Source organism: Mesorhizobium sp. CA4 (genome assembly GCF_020165075.1).
GTDB lineage: Bacteria > Pseudomonadota > Alphaproteobacteria > Rhizobiales > Rhizobiaceae > Mesorhizobium.
The window spans coordinates 74,078-90,577 of record NZ_JAIUHK010000025.1; the positions used below are offsets into that span (position 1 = coordinate 74,078).

At 63.0% G+C, this 16,500-nt stretch carries 28 protein-coding genes; all 28 read right to left on the bottom strand.

The genetic code is table 11. The features are described 5' to 3' along the window. The 28 genes from LB528_RS20300 to rpsJ all read right to left on the bottom strand — a co-directional run bounded on the left by LB528_RS20300 (position 1) and on the right by rpsJ (position 16,378). Positions 1 to 1,488, bottom strand: a complete 1,488-nt coding sequence (locus LB528_RS20300; RefSeq protein ID WP_224716071.1) for a DegQ family serine endoprotease — start codon at positions 1,486 to 1,488, stop codon at positions 1 to 3. A gap of 191 nt (positions 1,489 to 1,679) precedes the next feature. Next, on the bottom strand, positions 1,680 to 2,111 hold the full coding sequence (gene rplQ / locus LB528_RS20305) for a 50S ribosomal protein L17 (RefSeq protein WP_224716072.1): 432 nt from the start codon (positions 2,109 to 2,111) through the stop codon (positions 1,680 to 1,682). Between the two features lie 104 nt (positions 2,112 to 2,215). Next, positions 2,216 to 3,226 carry a DNA-directed RNA polymerase subunit alpha gene (locus tag LB528_RS20310; RefSeq protein ID WP_040983001.1) on the bottom strand — a complete coding sequence of 337 codons (1,011 nt, stop codon included), beginning with the start codon at positions 3,224 to 3,226 and terminating at the stop codon, positions 2,216 to 2,218. Positions 3,227 to 3,324: 98 nt separating this feature from the next. After that, positions 3,325 to 3,714: a 30S ribosomal protein S11 gene (gene rpsK / locus LB528_RS20315; protein WP_006205444.1), complete on the bottom strand. Its 390-nt coding sequence runs from the start codon at positions 3,712 to 3,714 to the stop codon at positions 3,325 to 3,327. A 140-nt stretch (positions 3,715 to 3,854) separates the two neighbouring features. Beyond that, positions 3,855 to 4,223: a 30S ribosomal protein S13 gene (gene rpsM / locus LB528_RS20320; protein ID WP_027170351.1), complete on the bottom strand. Its 369-nt coding sequence runs from the start codon at positions 4,221 to 4,223 to the stop codon at positions 3,855 to 3,857. Positions 4,224 to 4,456: 233 nt separating this feature from the next. After that, positions 4,457 to 5,047 (bottom strand): adenylate kinase, encoded by a 591-nt coding sequence (locus LB528_RS20325; RefSeq protein ID WP_224716073.1) that lies wholly within the window; start codon positions 5,045 to 5,047, stop codon positions 4,457 to 4,459. Continuing rightward, positions 5,044 to 6,384 carry a preprotein translocase subunit SecY gene (gene secY / locus LB528_RS20330; protein ID WP_224582532.1) on the bottom strand — a complete coding sequence of 447 codons (1,341 nt, stop codon included), beginning with the start codon at positions 6,382 to 6,384 and terminating at the stop codon, positions 5,044 to 5,046. Before secY ends, LB528_RS20325 begins: the two co-directional genes overlap by 4 nt. 255 nt (positions 6,385 to 6,639) lie before the next feature. Further along, positions 6,640 to 7,113, bottom strand: a complete 474-nt coding sequence (gene rplO / locus LB528_RS20335) for a 50S ribosomal protein L15 (protein WP_224716074.1) — start codon at positions 7,111 to 7,113, stop codon at positions 6,640 to 6,642. Positions 7,114 to 7,135: 22 nt separating this feature from the next. Next, positions 7,136 to 7,333, bottom strand: coding sequence for a 50S ribosomal protein L30 (gene rpmD, locus LB528_RS20340; RefSeq protein ID WP_027170355.1), 198 nt, complete (start codon positions 7,331 to 7,333; stop codon positions 7,136 to 7,138). 25 nt (positions 7,334 to 7,358) lie between these two features. Further along, a complete protein-coding gene (rpsE, locus tag LB528_RS20345; RefSeq protein WP_027046810.1) occupies positions 7,359 to 7,928 on the bottom strand; it encodes a 30S ribosomal protein S5 in 570 nt (189 codons plus the stop codon). Between the two features lie 77 nt (positions 7,929 to 8,005). Continuing rightward, on the bottom strand, positions 8,006 to 8,368 hold the full coding sequence (gene rplR, locus LB528_RS20350) for a 50S ribosomal protein L18 (RefSeq protein WP_095765507.1): 363 nt from the start codon (positions 8,366 to 8,368) through the stop codon (positions 8,006 to 8,008). 117 nt (positions 8,369 to 8,485) lie between these two features. Beyond that, positions 8,486 to 9,019 (bottom strand): 50S ribosomal protein L6, encoded by a 534-nt coding sequence (gene rplF / locus LB528_RS20355; protein WP_095818135.1) that lies wholly within the window; start codon positions 9,017 to 9,019, stop codon positions 8,486 to 8,488. A gap of 90 nt (positions 9,020 to 9,109) precedes the next feature. Beyond that, the gene (gene rpsH, locus LB528_RS20360; protein WP_042642201.1) at positions 9,110 to 9,508 is read right to left on the bottom strand and encodes a 30S ribosomal protein S8; all 399 of its coding nucleotides are present in this window, start codon (positions 9,506 to 9,508) and stop codon (positions 9,110 to 9,112) included. A 12-nt stretch (positions 9,509 to 9,520) separates the two neighbouring features. Next, complete coding sequence (gene rpsN, locus LB528_RS20365) at positions 9,521 to 9,826, bottom strand: 30S ribosomal protein S14 (protein ID WP_042642199.1); 306 nt, start codon at positions 9,824 to 9,826, stop codon at positions 9,521 to 9,523. Between the two features lie 26 nt (positions 9,827 to 9,852). After that, complete coding sequence (rplE, locus tag LB528_RS20370) at positions 9,853 to 10,431, bottom strand: 50S ribosomal protein L5 (protein ID WP_095765509.1); 579 nt, start codon at positions 10,429 to 10,431, stop codon at positions 9,853 to 9,855. Beyond that, positions 10,424 to 10,738: a 50S ribosomal protein L24 gene (gene rplX, locus LB528_RS20375; protein ID WP_042642195.1), complete on the bottom strand. Its 315-nt coding sequence runs from the start codon at positions 10,736 to 10,738 to the stop codon at positions 10,424 to 10,426. Before rplX ends, rplE begins: the two co-directional genes overlap by 8 nt. Positions 10,739 to 10,750: 12 nt before the next feature. Further along, the gene (gene rplN, locus LB528_RS20380; protein WP_006205457.1) at positions 10,751 to 11,119 is read right to left on the bottom strand and encodes a 50S ribosomal protein L14; all 369 of its coding nucleotides are present in this window, start codon (positions 11,117 to 11,119) and stop codon (positions 10,751 to 10,753) included. A gap of 82 nt (positions 11,120 to 11,201) precedes the next feature. Then, positions 11,202 to 11,441 (bottom strand): 30S ribosomal protein S17, encoded by a 240-nt coding sequence (gene rpsQ, locus LB528_RS20385; RefSeq protein WP_023675136.1) that lies wholly within the window; start codon positions 11,439 to 11,441, stop codon positions 11,202 to 11,204. 11 nt (positions 11,442 to 11,452) lie between these two features. Continuing rightward, complete coding sequence (gene rpmC / locus LB528_RS20390; RefSeq protein WP_042642190.1) at positions 11,453 to 11,653, bottom strand: 50S ribosomal protein L29; 201 nt, start codon at positions 11,651 to 11,653, stop codon at positions 11,453 to 11,455. A gap of 12 nt (positions 11,654 to 11,665) precedes the next feature. After that, complete coding sequence (rplP, locus tag LB528_RS20395) at positions 11,666 to 12,079, bottom strand: 50S ribosomal protein L16 (protein WP_224716075.1); 414 nt, start codon at positions 12,077 to 12,079, stop codon at positions 11,666 to 11,668. A 27-nt stretch (positions 12,080 to 12,106) separates the two neighbouring features. Continuing rightward, positions 12,107 to 12,841 (bottom strand): 30S ribosomal protein S3, encoded by a 735-nt coding sequence (gene rpsC / locus LB528_RS20400; protein WP_140815875.1) that lies wholly within the window; start codon positions 12,839 to 12,841, stop codon positions 12,107 to 12,109. Beyond that, positions 12,841 to 13,230, bottom strand: a complete 390-nt coding sequence (gene rplV, locus LB528_RS20405; protein WP_010909277.1) for a 50S ribosomal protein L22 — start codon at positions 13,228 to 13,230, stop codon at positions 12,841 to 12,843. The genes rpsC and rplV overlap by 1 nt, the downstream gene beginning before the upstream one ends. 2 nt (positions 13,231 to 13,232) lie before the next feature. Beyond that, positions 13,233 to 13,511 carry a 30S ribosomal protein S19 gene (gene rpsS / locus LB528_RS20410; protein ID WP_015317982.1) on the bottom strand — a complete coding sequence of 93 codons (279 nt, stop codon included), beginning with the start codon at positions 13,509 to 13,511 and terminating at the stop codon, positions 13,233 to 13,235. 16 nt (positions 13,512 to 13,527) lie between these two features. Beyond that, positions 13,528 to 14,361 (bottom strand): 50S ribosomal protein L2, encoded by an 834-nt coding sequence (gene rplB / locus LB528_RS20415; protein WP_126084116.1) that lies wholly within the window; start codon positions 14,359 to 14,361, stop codon positions 13,528 to 13,530. A 22-nt stretch (positions 14,362 to 14,383) separates the two neighbouring features. Further along, complete coding sequence (locus LB528_RS20420) at positions 14,384 to 14,677, bottom strand: 50S ribosomal protein L23 (RefSeq protein WP_040983033.1); 294 nt, start codon at positions 14,675 to 14,677, stop codon at positions 14,384 to 14,386. Next, a complete protein-coding gene (gene rplD, locus LB528_RS20425; RefSeq protein ID WP_224509816.1) occupies positions 14,674 to 15,294 on the bottom strand; it encodes a 50S ribosomal protein L4 in 621 nt (206 codons plus the stop codon). Before rplD ends, LB528_RS20420 begins: the two co-directional genes overlap by 4 nt. Then, positions 15,294 to 16,010, bottom strand: coding sequence for a 50S ribosomal protein L3 (gene rplC / locus LB528_RS20430; RefSeq protein WP_224509813.1), 717 nt, complete (start codon positions 16,008 to 16,010; stop codon positions 15,294 to 15,296). Before rplC ends, rplD begins: the two co-directional genes overlap by 1 nt. Before the next feature lie 59 nt (positions 16,011 to 16,069). Continuing rightward, entirely contained in the window at positions 16,070 to 16,378 is a 309-nt protein-coding gene (gene rpsJ / locus LB528_RS20435) for a 30S ribosomal protein S10 (protein WP_006205468.1), read from the bottom strand. Positions 16,379 to 16,500: the final 122 nt, after the last annotated feature.

The following is a 16,500-nucleotide window of genomic DNA, read 5'->3' on the forward strand; positions in this document are numbered from 1 at the left end:
TCAATAACGCAACACCTGGCGCAGTATCTGCCCGCCGCGCTCGACGGTAAAGCGCCACCAGCGCGTGTCCTGCTGGGCAACCTGCGCCAGCGTTGCCGCGGTCTCGATGGTGGTGCCGTTCACCTCGCGCACGATGTCGCCCGGCTGGAAGCCGAAATCGGCGGCCGGCGAATCGCGGCTGATATCGATGACGGTGACGCCCTTGAGATCGGTGCGCAGGCCAAGCCGCTGGGCAAGTCTGGGCGAAAGCTCCGCGACTTTGGCGCCGGAAAAGGGGCTGCGGCCACGCAGAGTGACCTCACTGGGCTTGGCGCCTTCCGGCGCGCGCTCCAGCGGGATTTCCAGCGTCGTCTGCTGCCCCTTGCTCAGCACGCCGAACGTCGCCTTGGTGCCGATCGACAGCGTCGCCATGCGGTAGTCGAGCGCCTCGATGCTTTCGACCGGCGTGTTGTTGAGCGACAGGATGACGTCGCCAGGCTTCAGGCCAACCTTGCCGGCAGGCCCGGCTGCGTCCACGGACGACACCAGGGCACCGGTCGGCTTCTCCATGCCGAGCGATTCCGCGATCTGCGGGGTCACCATTTCGAATTCTGCGCCGATATAGGGACGCTCGAAGAAGTCCAGCCCGGCCTTGGCGGCGTCGGCGAAGGCGCGCACCATGTTCGAGGGGATGGCGAAGCCAATACCGATCGAGCCGCCGCTGCGGCTGTAGATCGCCGTGTTGATGCCGACCAGCTGACCGCCCATGTTGATCAGCGCGCCGCCCGAATTGCCCGGATTAATGGCCGCATCGGTCTGGATGAAATAGCCCGAATCCGAGACGCCGATATGGCTGCGGGCAAGCGCCGAGACTATACCGCTGGTGGTGGTCTGGCCGACGCCGAACGGATTGCCGATGGCGAGCACCAGGTCGCCGACCTCGAGCGCGTCGGAATCGCCGATGGCAATCACCGGGAACGGCTTGTCGGCCGAGATCTTGAGCACGGCGAGATCGAGCGTTTCGTCCTTGAGCATGACCTTGGAGGTGAATTCGCGTCCGTCGGCGGTCGCGACCTTCACCTCGTCAGCATCTTTGATGACATGGAAGTTGGTGACGATGACGCCGGTCGGATCGACCAGAACGCCGGAGCCCAGCGAGGACTGCGCGCGCGGCTGGGCGCGGCCGAAGAACTCCTCGAAGAAGGGATCGCCCTCGAAAGGCGACGTCACCTTGGCGGTCTGCGAGGCATAGACATTGACGACGGCCGGGGCCGTTTGCTTGACCAGCGGCGCAAAGGAGAGTTGCACCTCCTCACGGCCGAACGGGACGCGCTTGTCAGGTCCGGACGTGCCGTTCTCGCCTTCGACGCCATGCAGCAGGTCGGTCAGCACATCGGAGAGGCCCGGATCGGCCGGCTTGGCGGCATCCTCGGCAAAAGCCTGTCTTGCGGCCGGTGCCGCGGCGAAGATAGCCAGCGCGGCAACAAGAAACACTCGTTTGAGGTGCATTTTCGAATCCCTCCAGATCGGGCGCCATTGTCTCGACGAATGTGCAGAATGAAAGGCTAATGCACACAAATGCGACACTTGTCGCGCAAAAGCTTGAGCCTGGGCGTGAAATTCCGCTCACTCGGCTCAAACCTGCTCCAAATGCAAAAGGGGCCCGTAGGCCCCTCGAAGTCATTGGCGAAACAGCGGCCTCAGGCGGCCGCGGTTTCCTCATTGGCGCCTTCCGCCTCGATACGGGCGCGGTCGGCGGCGCCCTTGGCCGAGGTGTCGCGGTCGACGAATTCGATCACCGCCATCGCGGCGTTGTCGCCCTTGCGGAAGCCCGCCTTCATGATGCGCAGATAGCCACCGTTGCGCTGCGTGTAACGCGGCGCAAGCGTGTCGAACAGGCGCTTCACGACCAGCTCGTTGCCGATCTGGGCGATGACCTGACGACGGGCGTGCAGGTCGCCGCGCTTGCCGAGCGTGACGAGCTTCTCGACGATCGGACGCAGGTCCTTCGCCTTCGGCAGAGTGGTGACGATCTGCTCGTGCTCGATCAGAGACACGGCGAGGTTGGCGAACATCGACTTGCGGTGGCTTACGCTGCGGGCGAAGCGACGGCCTTTGAAACCATGGCGCATGGCTCTTTTCCTTCTTCAGTTGTTCAAGAGGCCATGGCCTCTGATGGTTTTCCGCATGACCGTCGGATCGAGCGGCTCTCGCCGCCGATCCTTGGAATTCATGCTCAATATTGGTCTTCGTAACGCTTGGCGAGGTCTTCGATGTTTTCCGGCGGCCAGTCCGGCACTTCCATGCCGAGGTGCAGACCCATGGCGGCCAGCACTTCCTTGATCTCGTTCAGCGACTTGCGGCCGAAGTTCGGGGTGCGCAGCATCTCGGCTTCGGTCTTCTGGATCAGGTCGCCGATATAGACGATGTTGTCGTTCTTCAGGCAGTTGGCCGAACGCACCGAAAGCTCGAGCTCGTCGACCTTCTTGAGCAGCGCCGGGTTGAAGGCGAGCTCGGTGACGGCTTCGGCTGCGACTTCCTTCTGCGGCTCGTCGAAATTGACGAACAGCGCGAGCTGGTCCTGCAGGATGCGGGCGGCGAACGCGACTGCGTCCTCGCCCGAGATCGAGCCGTTGGTCTCGATGGTCATGGTCAGCTTGTCATAGTCGAGAACCTGGCCCTCACGGGTGTTCTCCACCTTGTAGGAGACCTTCTTGACCGGCGAGTAGAGGCTGTCGACCGGGATCAGGCCGATCGGCGCGTCCTCGGCGCGGTTGCGCTCTGCCGGGACATAGCCCTTGCCGGTGTCGACGGTGAACTCCATGCGTATCTCGGCGCCCTCGTCCAGCGTGCAGATGACGTGGTCGGGGTTGAGGATCTCGACGTCGCCCACGGTCTGGATGTCGCCGGCGAGCACGGCGCCCGGGCCCTGCTTGCGCACGACCATGCGCTTGGGACCATCGCCTTCCATGCGGATGGCTATTTCCTTGATGTTGAGCACGATGTCGGTCACGTCCTCGCGCACGCCGGCGATGGACGAGAATTCATGCAGCACGCCGTCGATCTGAACGGCGGTGACAGCCGCGCCGCGCAGCGAAGACAGAAGCACGCGCCGCAGCGCGTTGCCCAGCGTGAGACCAAAGCCGCGCTCGAGCGGCTCGGCCACCAGCGTGGTCAGCGTCTTCTTCTTCGACGAGAACTCGATCTTGTTCGGCTTGATCAGTTCCTGCCAGTTTTTCTGGATCATAAATATCTTCCTTCCTTTGCCCCGCCACCATCCAATCGTGGCGGGCGACACGGAAAACCGCGGAGGAACGCCGTGGCGTTCGCGCGGCGTTTAAAAAATCAGACGCGGCGCTTCTTGCGCGGACGGCAGCCATTGTGCGGGATCGGCGTCACGTCGCGGATCGAGGTGATGGTGAAGCCTGCGGCCTGCAGCGCGCGAAGAGCCGATTCACGGCCGGAGCCGGGTCCGCAGACCTCGACCTCGAGCATGCGCATGCCGTGTTCCTGCGCCTTCTTGGCGACGTCCTCGGCAGCCATCTGGGCAGCGAACGGGGTCGACTTGCGCGAACCCTTGAAGCCCTGCGCACCGGCCGACGACCAGGCAATCGAATTGCCCTGCGCGTCGGTGATGGTGATCATGGTGTTGTTGAAGGTCGAATTGACGTGGGCGACGCCCGACGAGATGTTCTTGCGTTCGCGACGGCGAACACGAGCGGCTTCCTTGGCCATGGTAGTCCTTTCAGTTGATCTCTACACCGCCGTAATGCCAGCGGCTCCACCTTGGGAAGGCAGTAGGGGAGTAAGGCAGTAAGGGAGTAGGGAAAACGCAATCCCTATTGCCTTACTGCCCTACTCCCTTACTCCCTAAATTACTTCTTCTTGCCGGCGATCGCCTTGGCCGGACCCTTGCGGGTGCGCGCATTGGTGTGCGTGCGCTGGCCACGGACCGGCAGCGAGCGGCGGTGACGCAGGCCGCGGTAGCAGCCGAGGTCCATGAGCCGCTTGATGTTCATCGAGACTTCGCGGCGCAGGTCGCCCTCGACCTGGTAGTCGCGGTCGATCGTCTCGCGGATCTGCAGCACTTCCGCGTCGGTCAGCTGGTTGACGCGGCGGTCCGCCGGGATGCCGACCTTATCGACGATCTCTTGGGCAAATTTCTTGCCGATGCCGTGAATGTACTGAAGCGCAATGACGACGCGCTTGTTGGTCGGAATGTTGACGCCGGCTATACGAGCCATTTTCTTCTCTTTCTCCATGTGGGCCGGGCATGCCCGGCGCTGTCGAAGTTGCCCCGCGTCCGGTGGAGGCCGGCCCTTGCGGGAGTTTCCTGGTTCAAAGCGGATGCCTTGCCCGCAAGGGCAAGCAAAGTCCATGCCTGATAGGAAGACGGGCCGCCATACCCCAACGCCCCCCTCCAGTCAAGCGCAATCGTCAATTGTCGCCAAGCGCAATCGTCAATTGTCTGCGCAGCCTACTTCGCGGCGGCCGCGAGCACCTTGCCGATCTCGGCGGTCACGGCATCGATACTGGCCATGCCGTCGACGGTCTTGAGCTTGCCCTTGGCGTAGTAGTAACCGGTCAGCGGCGCCGTCTTCTTGTAGTATTCGCGCAGGCGTTCCTCGAACACCTCCGGATTATCGTCCTTGCGCACCGGCTGGCCGGCAGCCTTGGCGTCCTCGGCGCGTTTGACGATTCGGCCAACCAGCGCCTTGTCGTCGACGACCAGCTCGATGACGGTGTCGAGCGCAATGCCGCGCTCGGCAAGCATCGCCTCGACAGCGTCCGCCTGGACCAGCGTGCGCGGATAACCGTCGAGGATGAAGCCCTTGGCGCAATCCGGCTGATCGATGCGTTCGGCGACGATGGCGTTGACGATCGCATCCGAGACCAGCTCACCCGCATCCATCACCGCCTTGGCGCGCTTGCCGACCTCGGTTCCGGCCTGGACGGCGGCACGCAGCATGTCGCCCGTCGAGAGCTGCGGGATGCCGTATTCTTCTACCAGTCTTTGTGCTTGCGTCCCCTTGCCCGCTCCTGGCGGCCCAAGCAATATCAGCCTCATCTGCTCCTCTTACCCCCGCGCAACTTCGACTTCTTGATCAGGCCCTCATACTGGTGCGCGATCAGGTGGCCCTGAATCTGCGCCACCGTGTCGAGCGTGACACTGACCACGATCAGAAGCGATGTGCCACCGAGATAGAAAGGTACGCCAGTCGCCGAAATCAGGAACTCTGGCAGCAGACAGACCAGCACCAGGTAAATGGCGCCGACGACGGTGATACGCGTCAGAACATAGTCGATATAGTCGGCCGTGCGCTCACCCGGACGATAGCCCGGGATGAAGCCGGAATGCTTCTTGAGCTGGTCGGCCGTGTCCTTCGGATTGAAGACGATCGCCGTGTAGAAGAAGGCAAAAAAGACGATCATGCCCGCATAGAAGATCATGTAGAGCGGCTGGCCGTGGCCAAGCGAGGCCAGGATCGTGCTTGCCCAGGCCGGCATGTTGGTCGCCTGCGAGAAGCCCGCGACGGTGGCCGGCAGAAGCAGCAGCGAGGACGCGAAGATCGGCGGGATGACGCCCGAGGTGTTGAGCTTCAGCGGCAAATGCGAGGTATCGCCCTGAAACATCCGGTTGCCGACCTGGCGCTTCGGATACTGGATGAGCAGGCGGCGCTGCGCGCGCTCGAAGAAGACGATGAGCGCAATGACGATAATGGCCAGAACGATGATGGCGAGGATGAGGCCCGTCGACAGCGCGCCGGTGCGGCCGAGCTCCAGCGTGCCGGAGATCGCCCGCGGCAGGCCCGCGACGATGCCGGAGAAGATGATCAGCGAAATGCCGTTGCCGATGCCGCGCGCCGTGATCTGCTCGCCGAGCCACATCAGGAACATGGTGCCGCCGACCAGTGTGACGACGGTCGAGATGCGGAAGAACATGCCGGGATCGTTGACGATGCCGTTGCCGCCTTCGAGGCCGATCGAAATGCCGTAGGCCTGGATCAGCGCCAGAAGCACGGTGCCGTAGCGCGTGTACTGGTTGATGATCTTGCGGCCCTGCTCGCCTTCCTTCTTCAGCGCTTCCAGCGACGGGATGACCGAGGTCATCAGCTGCATGATAATGGAGGCGGAGATGTAGGGCATGATGCCCAGCGCGAAGATCGCCATGCGCTGCACGGCGCCGCCTGCAAACATGTTGAACATGCCGAGCACGCCCTTGCTCTGCGAGGAGAAGGCCTGGGCGAAAGCGTCGGGGTTGATGCCGGGAAGCGGGATATAGGTGCCGAGGCGGTAGACGAGCAGCGCGCCGATGGTGAACCAGATGCGCTTCTTGAGATCCTCGGCCTTGGCGAAGGCCGCGAAATTCAGATTGGAGGCTAGTTGTTCAGCAGCCGAAGCCATGCCTGATTCTCCGCTAGAGCATGACCCGAAAAATATGGAGCGGTTTTCGGACGATATCATGCTCTACTTCATTGATTTCTGTGTCACGCTCTATGCCCGCAGCTCAGGCGCGCGTGTCACCGAAGCTCACGAGATAAGCTCCGGACCTTAAACATGCAAGCGGCCGCGTTGACGCGGCCGCCCAATTCATCTGGTCAAAGCGCGGTTCGACGGAAAATGCGAAATCATCCCGCTCGGCCGCGCTTCAAATCGCCGTTACTCGGCGCCGGCCGCTTCCGGCAGCTTCACCGAACCGCCGGCCTTCTCGATCTTCTCGATCGCGGCCTTGGAGGCGCCGGCGACGTCGAAGGAGAGCTTGGCCTTGAGCTCGCCGTCGGACAGCACGCGCACGCCGTCCTTGGCGCGGCGGATGACGCCGGCGGTAACCAGGGCCTCGGCCGTCACGGCCGCCTTGGCGTCAAGCTTCTTGGCATCGATCGCTGCTTGGATCTTGGCCAGCGACACAATCGCGAAGCTCTTGCCGAACAGGTTGTTGAAGCCGCGCTTCGGCAGGCGCCGGTAGAGCGGCATCTGGCCACCCTCGAAACCGTTGATGGCAACGCCCGAACGGGCCTTCTGGCCCTTGACGCCGCGACCGGCGGTCTTGCCCGAGCCGGAGCCGATGCCGCGACCGAGGCGCTTCTTGGAGTGCGTGGCGCCGTCCTTGTCACGCAGATCGTTGAGTTTCATCATTCTTCTCCTGCGCTTCCGTTCAGGCCTCGTCCACGACGCGGACGAGGTGCTGGACGGCGGCGATCATGCCGCGCACGGAAGGGGTGTCTTCCAGCGTGCGCCGCTTGTGCATCTTGTTCAGGCCGAGGCCGACCAGCGTCGCGCGCTGCTCCTTCGGCCGGCGGATCGGGGACCCGATCTGCTCGACGGTAATGGTCTTGGTAGCTTTCTTGGCCATGGTCGAAATCCCTGGTCAGCGTCGACTATTCTTCAGCCGCGACGGCGGTGCCGCGGCGGGCCTGAAGGGTCGAGTACTTGATGCCACGCGCGGCAGCCACATCCTTCGGATGCATCTGGCTCTTCAGCGCGTCGAAGGTGGCGCGAACCATGTTGTAGGGGTTCGACGAACCCATCGACTTGGCGACCACGTCATGCATGCCGAGCGTCTCGAAGACGGCACGCATCGGGCCGCCGGCGATGATGCCGGTACCCTGCTTGGCGGCGCGCAGCAGAACGCGTCCGGCGCCCCAACGGCCCTCGACGTCGTGATGCAGCGTGCGGCCCGAACGCAGCGGCACGAAGATCATGTCGCGCTTGGCCGATTCGGTCGCCTTGCGGATGGCTTCCGGCACTTCGCGCGCCTTGCCGTGGCCGAAGCCGACGCGGCCCTTCTGGTCGCCGACGACGACGAGAGCGGCAAAGCCGAAACGACGGCCACCCTTCACCACCTTGGCGACGCGGTTGATGTGGACGAGCTTGTCCACCATGCCGTCGTCACGCTCTTCGCGTTCACGCTCTCGGCCGCGGCCGCCTTCTCTACGTTCCTGTGCCATATCCTAGTCCTTGTTCTTTTCCGGAAGCACGGGTTGCTAATTACTGACGCCGCCTTGGGGTCGTCAGCGGCGAAAAATCAGAAGCTGAGGCCGCCTTCGCGAGCTGCCTCGGCCAGCGCCTTGACGCGGCCGTGATAGATATACGGGCCGCGGTCGAAGACGACTTCCTTGACGCCCGCCTTGGCGGCGCGCTCGGCGATCAGCTTGCCGACCGCGGCCGCGGCAGCGGTGTCTGCGCCGGTCTTGAGCGAACCCTTGAGGTCCTTCTCGAGCGTCGAGGCGGCGGCCAGCGTGTGGCCGTTGGCGTCGTCGATCACCTGAACGTAGATGTTCTTCGATGTACGGTGCACCGAAAGCCGCGGACGCTCGCCGGCGACCTTCTTCAGCTGGCGGCGCACGCGCTGCGCGCGGCGCTGGATGGTTTCTTTGGGGCTTGCCATGATGTCAGTTCCTTGCCTTCAGAAAACGGGGGCAACCCTGTGCGGTAGGCCAAGCCTCCCGCGGCCGCTCCCCGCGGCGTTACATTTCTCCGGCTTGGCCTTTCGGGGCCAGGCTGATTACTTCTTCTTGCCTTCCTTGCGCACGATGCGCTCGTCGGCATAGCGCACGCCCTTGCCCTTGTAGGGCTCGGGACCGCGATATTCGCGGATCTCGGCGGCGACCTGGCCGACCTGCTGCTTGTCGATGCCCGAGACCGTGATTTCGGTCGGCTTCGGCACCGTGATGGTGATGCCCTGGGGCGTCTCATAGACCACGTCGTGGCTGAAGCCGAGCGCCAGCTGCAGGTTCTTGCCCTGCAGCGCCGCGCGATAGCCGACGCCGGTGATCTCGAGCTTCTTCTCGAAGCCGTCCTTCACGCCCTGCAGGATGTTGACGATTTGCGTGCGCGACATGCCCCACTTGGAGCGGGCGTTCTTGGTCTGGTCGCGCGGCTCGACGGAGATCTCGTTGTTCTCCATCTTCACCAGCACTTCGTCGTTCACCACGAACTTCAGCTCGCCCTTGGGACCCTTCGCCGTCACGGTCTGGCCGTTGACGGAGGCGGTCACGCCCTGCGGCAGCGAAACGGGTTTCTTTCCGATACGAGACATTTTGTTGTCCTCGTCACTTCTTTGGTTTCAGGTTCCAGTTCCCGGGCGCGATCCCGAGAACCGAAGCCCATTCATCAATCTCGCGCCGGATCAGAAGATCTGGCAGAGAATTTCGCCGCCGACATTCTGCTCGCGCGCTTCATGGTCGGCCATGACGCCCTTCGGCGTCGAGAGGATGGCGATGCCGAGGCCGTTGGCGACCTGCGGGATCGACTTGGCCGAGACATAGACGCGGCGGCCAGGCTTCGAGACGCGCTCGATCTCGCGCACCACCGGGGCACCGTCGAAATACTTTAGCTCGATCTCGATTTCCGACTTGCCGTTTTCGAAGTCGGTCTGGCTGTAGTCGCGGATATAGCCTTCCGACTTCAGCACCTCGAGGACGCGGGCACGCAGACGCGAGGCCGGGGTCGAAACGCTCGACTTCTTGCGGCCATAGGCGTTGCGGATGCGGGTCAGCATATCGCCGAGAGGATCGCTCAATGACATCTCAGTGTCTCCTTACCAGCTCGACTTGACCAGGCCCGGGATCTGGCCGGTATTGCCCAGATCGCGAAGCGCGATACGCGAAAGCTTCAGCTTGCGATAATAGGCGCGCGGACGGCCCGTCACCTCGCAGCGGTTGCGGATGCGGATCTTGGCCGAGTTGCGCGGCAGCGCCGAAAGCTTCAACTGGGCGCGGAAACGCTCTTCCATCGGCTTGGACTGATCCATGATAATGGCCTTGAGCGCCGTGCGCTTGGCGGCGTACTGGTCGGCGAGCTTGCGGCGCCGGTTGTTCTTCTCGACTGAGCTGGTCTTTGCCATTTCAGATTTTTCCTTTTTCGCTGCCGTTACTGGCGGAAGGGGAAGTTGAAGGCCTTGAGCAGCGCTCTGGCCTCGTCATCCGTCTTCGCCGTCGTACAAACGATGACGTCCATGCCCCAGACCTGATCAACCTTGTCGTAGTTGATCTCCGGGAACACGATGTGTTCCTTGATGCCCATGGCGTAATTGCCACGGCCGTCAAAGCTTTTCGGGTTCAGTCCGCGGAAGTCGCGAACGCGCGGCAGCGCGATGTTCACGAGGCGGTCGAGGAACTCGTACATGCGTTCCTTGCGCAGCGTGACCTTGGCGCCGATCGGCATGTTCTCGCGCACCTTGAAGCCGGCGATCGAGTTGCGGGCGCGGGTGACGACGGCTTTCTGGCCGGCGATCAGCGCCAGATCCTCGGCCGCGACCGAGGGCTTCTTGGAGTCTGCGGTTGCTTCGCCGACACCCATGTTCAGCACGATCTTGTCGATGCGCGGAACCTGCATGTCGTTGTCGTAGCCGAACTGCTCCTGCATCGCCTTGCGGATGGTCTCGTTGTAGACCTTCTTGAGGCGCGGCTCGTTCTTGGCAGTTGCCTGCTTGGTTTCAGCCTTAGCCATTGATGACTTCTCCCGAACGCTTGGCGACGCGCACCTTCTTGCCATCCTTCTGGATGGTGAAGCCGACGCGGGTCGGCTTGCCGTCCTTGGGGTCGGCCAGCGCGATATTCGACAGGTGGATCGGCGCTTCCTTGGTGATGATCCCGCCCTCTTGGGACTGGGTCTGCTTTTGGTGACGGCGAATGAGGTTCACGCCGCGGACAACCGCGGTGTCTTCCTTCGGCTGTACCGACAGGACTTCGCCCGAACGGCCCTTGTCCTTGCCGGCAAGCACGACGACCTTGTCGCCTTTTTTGATCTTTTGCATTGGTCCGGCTCCTTACAGCACTTCAGGCGCGAGCGAGATGATCTTCATGTGGTTCTTGGCGCGCAATTCGCGCGGAACCGGTCCGAAGATACGGGTGCCGATCGGCTCTTTCTTATTGTCGACGAGAACGGCCGCGTTCTTGTCGAAACGGATCACGCTGCCGTCCGGGCGGCGGATGTCCTTGGCCGTGCGAACCACGACCGCCTTCATCACATCGCCCTTCTTAACGCGGCCGCGCGGAATGGCTTCCTTGATCGACACCACGATGATGTCGCCGACGGAGGCATATTTCCGCTTCGAGCCGCCCAGCACCTTGATGCACATGACACGACGGGCGCCGGAATTGTCCGCGACGTCGAGGTTTGTTTGCATCTGAATCATGACTGGCCGCCTTCTTCTTTTCTAACGGGACGGGTTCTTCACCCCTCCCCGGTCTGTCCAAAATTCGGTTCGTTCGCCCGGATCAAGCCTGATCCGAAGAGACGACAACCCAGCGCTTGTCCTTCGAAATCGGCTTCGATTCCTGGATGAACACCTGGTCGCCGACCTTGTGAGCGTTGTTCTCGTCGTGCGCCTTGTACTTCTTGGTCATGCGCACGGTCTTCTTCATCACCGGATGGGTGAAGCGACGCTCGACCTTGACCACGACCGTCTTCTCGTTCTTGTCGCTGACGACGGTGCCCTGCAGGATGCGCTTTGGCATGGTTCTCGTCCTTAACCCTTCTTGGCCGCGGCTTTTTCCGCGGCGATGGTCTTGATGCGCGCGATATCCTTGCGGACCTGCTTCACGCGCGCGGTCTTTTCAAGCTGGCCGGTGGCCTTCTGGAAGCGCAGGTTGAACTGCTCCTTCTTGAGAGCGGCCAGGTCGTCGGTCAGCTGATCCTGGGTCTTGGTCCGGATGTCTTCGGCTTTCATGATCGCCTGTCCTTATTCTGCGATGCGCTGCACGAAGCGCGTCTTGACCGAGAGCTTGGCGGCGCCGAGGCGCAGCGCTTCACGAGCGGTCTCCTCGCTGACGCCGTCGATCTCGAACATGATACGGCCGGGCTTGACGCGCGCCGCCCAATAGTCGACTGCGCCCTTGCCCTTACCCATGCGAACTTCGGTCGGCTTCGAGGTGACCGGCAGGTCCGGGAACACCCGGATCCAGACGCGGCCGGCGCGCTTCATCTCGCGGGTGATCGCGCGGCGGGCCGCCTCGATCTCGCGCGCGGTGACGCGGTTGGGCTCAAGCGCCTTCAGCCCGAAACCGCCGAAATCCAGGCTGGTGCCGCCCTTGGCGGTACCGTGGATACGGCCCTTGAACTGCTTGCGGAACTTTGTGCGCTTTGGCTGCAGCATCGTTCTAACTCCAAATTCTCAAATGTCTCAGGCGTTCTCGCGACGGCGGCCGCGTTCGCGCTCGCCACCAGCACCGCCGCCGCCATGCGCGGCATCACCTTCGGTTGCACGGCGCTCGGAAGCCATCGGGTCGTGCTCGAGGATCTCGCCCTTGAACACCCACACCTTGACGCCGCAGATACCGTAGGCCGTGTTAGCCTCGGCCGTGCCGTAGTCGACATCGGCGCGCAGCGTATGCAGCGGCACGCGGCCTTCGCGGTACCACTCCATGCGCGCGATTTCGGCGCCGCCGAGACGGCCGGAGCAGTTGATGCGGATGCCTTCGGCGCCGAGACGCATGGCCGACTGAACGGCACGTTTCATGGCACGGCGGAACGCGATACGGCGCTCGAGCTGCTGGGCGATCGACTGGGCGATCAGCGTCGCGTCGATTTCCGGCTTGCGCACTTCAACGATGTTGAGATGCGTTTCGGATTTCGTCATCTCGGTCAGCTTCTTGCGAAGCTTCTCGATGTCGGCGCCCTTCTTGCCGATGATGAGGCCCGGGCGCGCGGCGTGGATGGTGACGCGGCACTTCTTATGCGGACGCTCGATCACGACCTTGGAGATCGCGGCCTGCTTGAGTTCCTTCTCAAGATACTTGCGGATCTTGATGTCCTCATGCAGCAGCTGGCCGTACTCGCCGGTGTTCGCGAACCAGCGCGAATCCCAGGTACGGTTGATGCCGAGACGCAGCCCGATCGGATTGACTTTCTGGCCCATTATGCGGCCTCCCCTTTTTCCTCGACTTCACGAACGACGATCGTGAGGTGCGAGAACGGCTTTTCGATACGGCTGGCGCGACCGCGGCCACGAGCGTGGAAACGCTTCATGACGATGGACTTGCCGACATAGGCTTCCGCCACGACCAGCGCATCGACGTCGAGGTCGTGATTGTTTTCCGCGTTGGCGATCGCCGATTCCAGCGTCTTCTTGACCGTGCCGGAAATCCGCTTGGCCGAGAATTCGAGGTCGGAAAGCGCTGTCGCGACCTTCTTGCCGCGGATCAGCGCGGCAACCAGGTTCAGCTTCTGCGGGCTGATACGGATCGTGCGCAGAACGGCACGCGCCTCGTTATCAGCAAGCCTGCGCGGAGCTTTGGCCTTGCCCATGATTATTTCCTCTTCGCCTTCTTATCCGCGCCGTGACCGTAATAGGTCCGGGTCGGAGCGAATTCACCGAACTTGTGGCCGACCATGTCCTCGTTCACCGAGACCGGGACGTGCTTCTGGCCGTTGTAGACACCGAAGGTGAGGCCGACGAACTGCGGCAGGATGGTGGAGCGACGGCTCCACATCTTGATCACCTCATTGCGACCACCTTCACGAACCTTGTCCACCTTCTTGAGAAGGTAGCCGTCGATGAAGGGGCCTTTCCAAATCGAACGAGTCACTTGGCGTTACCTCTTCTTAGCTCTTGCGCTGATGGCGCGAGCGCAGGATGAACTTGTCGGTCGCCTTGTTGGACCGCGTCTTCTTGCCCTTGGTCGGCTTGCCCCAGGGCGAAACCGGATGACGGCCACCCGAGGTGCGGCCTTCGCCGCCGCCATGCGGATGATCGACCGGGTTCATGGCCACGCCGCGATTGTGCGGGCGCTTGCCGCGCCACACGGTGCGACCGGCCTTGCCGTCGTTGATGTTGCCGTGGTCGGGGTTCGACACGGCACCGACGGTGGCCATGCAGGAGCCGTGCACGACGCGCTGCTCGCCCGAGTTGAGGCGAAGGATCGCCATGCCCTGGTCGCGGCCGACGAGCTGGGCGTAACCGCCAGCCGAACGGGCGACCTGGCCACCCTTGCCCGGCTTCAGCTCGATGTTGTGGACGATCGTGCCGACCGGCATCGAGGCCAGCGGCATCGCATTGCCCGGCTTCACGTCAACCGCTTCGCCGGCCACGATCTTGTCGCCGGCAGCCAGGCGCTGCGGAGCCAGGATGTAGGACAGCTCGCCATCGTCATACTTGATCAGCGCGATGAAGGCGGTGCGGTTCGGATCGTATTCGATACGCTCGACCGTGCCGACAACGTCGTACTTCTTACGCTTGAAGTCGATGATGCGGTACGAACGCTTGTGACCGCCGCCGATGAAGCGGGCCGTGATGCGGCCGTAATTGTTGCGGCCGCCCGACTTGGTCAGGCCTTCGGTCAGGCCCTTGACGGGCTTGCCCTTATAGAGACCCGAGCGGTCGACGATGACCAGCTGGCGGGTGCTCGGCGTTACCGGGTTGAATTTCTTAAGTGCCATTGTCCTGTCCTCGCGGCCTTGCTCAGAGACCCGTCGCGACGTCGATCGACTGGCCGTCGGCCAGCGTCACAACCGCCTTCTTGACATCGCCCTGGCGGCCAACGGTGCCGCGGAAGCGCTTGATCTTGCCCTTGCGGACGAGCGTGTTCACAGCCGTCACCTTGACGCCGAAGAGAGCTTCCACGGCAGCCTTGATTTCCGGCTTCGACGCCTTCTTGGCGACGTTGAAGACGACCTGGTTCTGCTCGGAAGCCATGGTCGACTTTTCGGTGATCGCCGGCGAGACGATCACGTCGTAGTGACGGAGGTCGGTCATTTAAAGCGCTCCTCGAGAGCCTCGACGGCGGCCTTCGAAAGGACCAGCGTGCCGCGGCGCAGAATGTCGTAGACGTTGATGCCCTGGATGGGCAGCACGTCGATGTTCGGAATGTTGGTCGCGGCCAGCTTGAAGTTCTGGTCAAGCTCGGCGCCGCCGATCACCAGGGCGTTGGTCAGCCCCAGCGTCTCGAGGTTCGCCACCAGCGCCTTGGTCTTGGCGTCGGCGAGCTTCAGCTCGTCGACGATGATGAGCGAAGCGCTCTTGGCCTTGGCCGAGAGAGCATGCTTCAAGCCCAGCGCACGGACCTTCTTCGGCAGCTCGTGCTCATGGCTGCGAACGACCGGGCCGTGTGCCTTGCCGCCACCGCGGAACTGCGGAGCGCGAGCCGAGTGGTGACGGGCGCGGCCCGTACCCTTCTGCTTGTACATCTTGGCGCCGGTGCGTGCGATTTCGGCGCGGCCCTTGGCCTTGTGCGTGCCCTGCTGCTTCTTGGCGAGCTGCCAGCGCACGACGCGCTGCAGGATGTCTTCGCGCGGATCAAGGCCGAAAATCTCCTCGGAGAGTTTCACCTTGCCGGCGTCCTTGCCGCCCAGCGTTGTGATCTTGAGATCCATTATTCGGCTCCCTCAGTGGCCGGGGCTTCGTTCTTGGCGGCAGCGGCACGGATCGCGGCCGGCTTCGGCGCATTGGCCGGCAGCGCAACCTTGGCGGCGTCGCGAACCAGGATCCAGGCGCCCTTGACGCCGGGAACCGCGCCGCGGATCAGGATCAGGCCGCGATCGGCGTCGGTCGAGACGACTTCGACATTCTGCGTGGTGACGCGGGTGTCGCCCATGTGGCCGGCCATCTTCTTGCCCTTGAACACCTTGCCGGGGTCCTGGCGCTGGCCGGTCGAACCGTGCGTGCGGTGCGAGACCGAGTTACCGTGGGTCGCGCGGCCACCACCCATGTTGTGCCGCTTGATCACGCCCTGGAAACCCTTGCCCGTCGAGGTGCCGGTGACGTCCACCTTCTGGCCGGCGACGAAATGCTCGACGGTCAGCTCGGCGCCGACGTCGATCATGTTGTCGGCCGACACGCGGAACTCGGCGAGCTTCGCCTTCGGCTCGACGGAAGCGGCGGCGAAATGGCCGCGCATCGCCTTCGACGTGTTCTTCACCTTGGCAAGGCCAACGCCGAGCTGGACGGCGGTGTAGCCGTTCTTCTCCTGCGTGCGCTGAGCCACGACCTGGCAGTTCTCCATCTGGAGAACGGTGACGGGAACGTGTTCCCCGGCATCGTTATAGATGCGGGTCATTCCCACCTTCTTTGCAATCACACCTGAACGCATCGGTTCAATTCCTTTAGAGTTCCGGGCCGGGGGCAACGCCCCTTGCCGCGCTCCATTCCTTAGAGCTTGATCTCGACGTCGACACCGGCCGCCAGATCGAGCTTCATCAAAGCATCGACCGTCTGCGGGGTCGGATCGACAATGTCGAGCAGCCGCTTGTGCGTGCGCATTTCGAACTGCTCACGGCTCTTCTTGTCGACGTGGGGCGACCGGTTGACCGTGAATTTTTCGATCCGCGTCGGCAGCGGAATGGGGCCGCGGACGTTGGCGCCGGTGCGCTTGGCGGTCGACACGATTTCGCGCGTCGAGGCGTCGAGCACCCGGTGGTCAAACGCCTTAAGGCGGATGCGGATATTCTGTCCGTTCATGCGTCAATTCCTTGTTCTGGCGCGGCGCGGGCAGCTCCCGCGCCCGCGACAGATCCGTTTCAGTCCAATTATTCCTTGATGGTGACGACGATGCCGGCACCGACGGTGCGGCCGCCTTCACG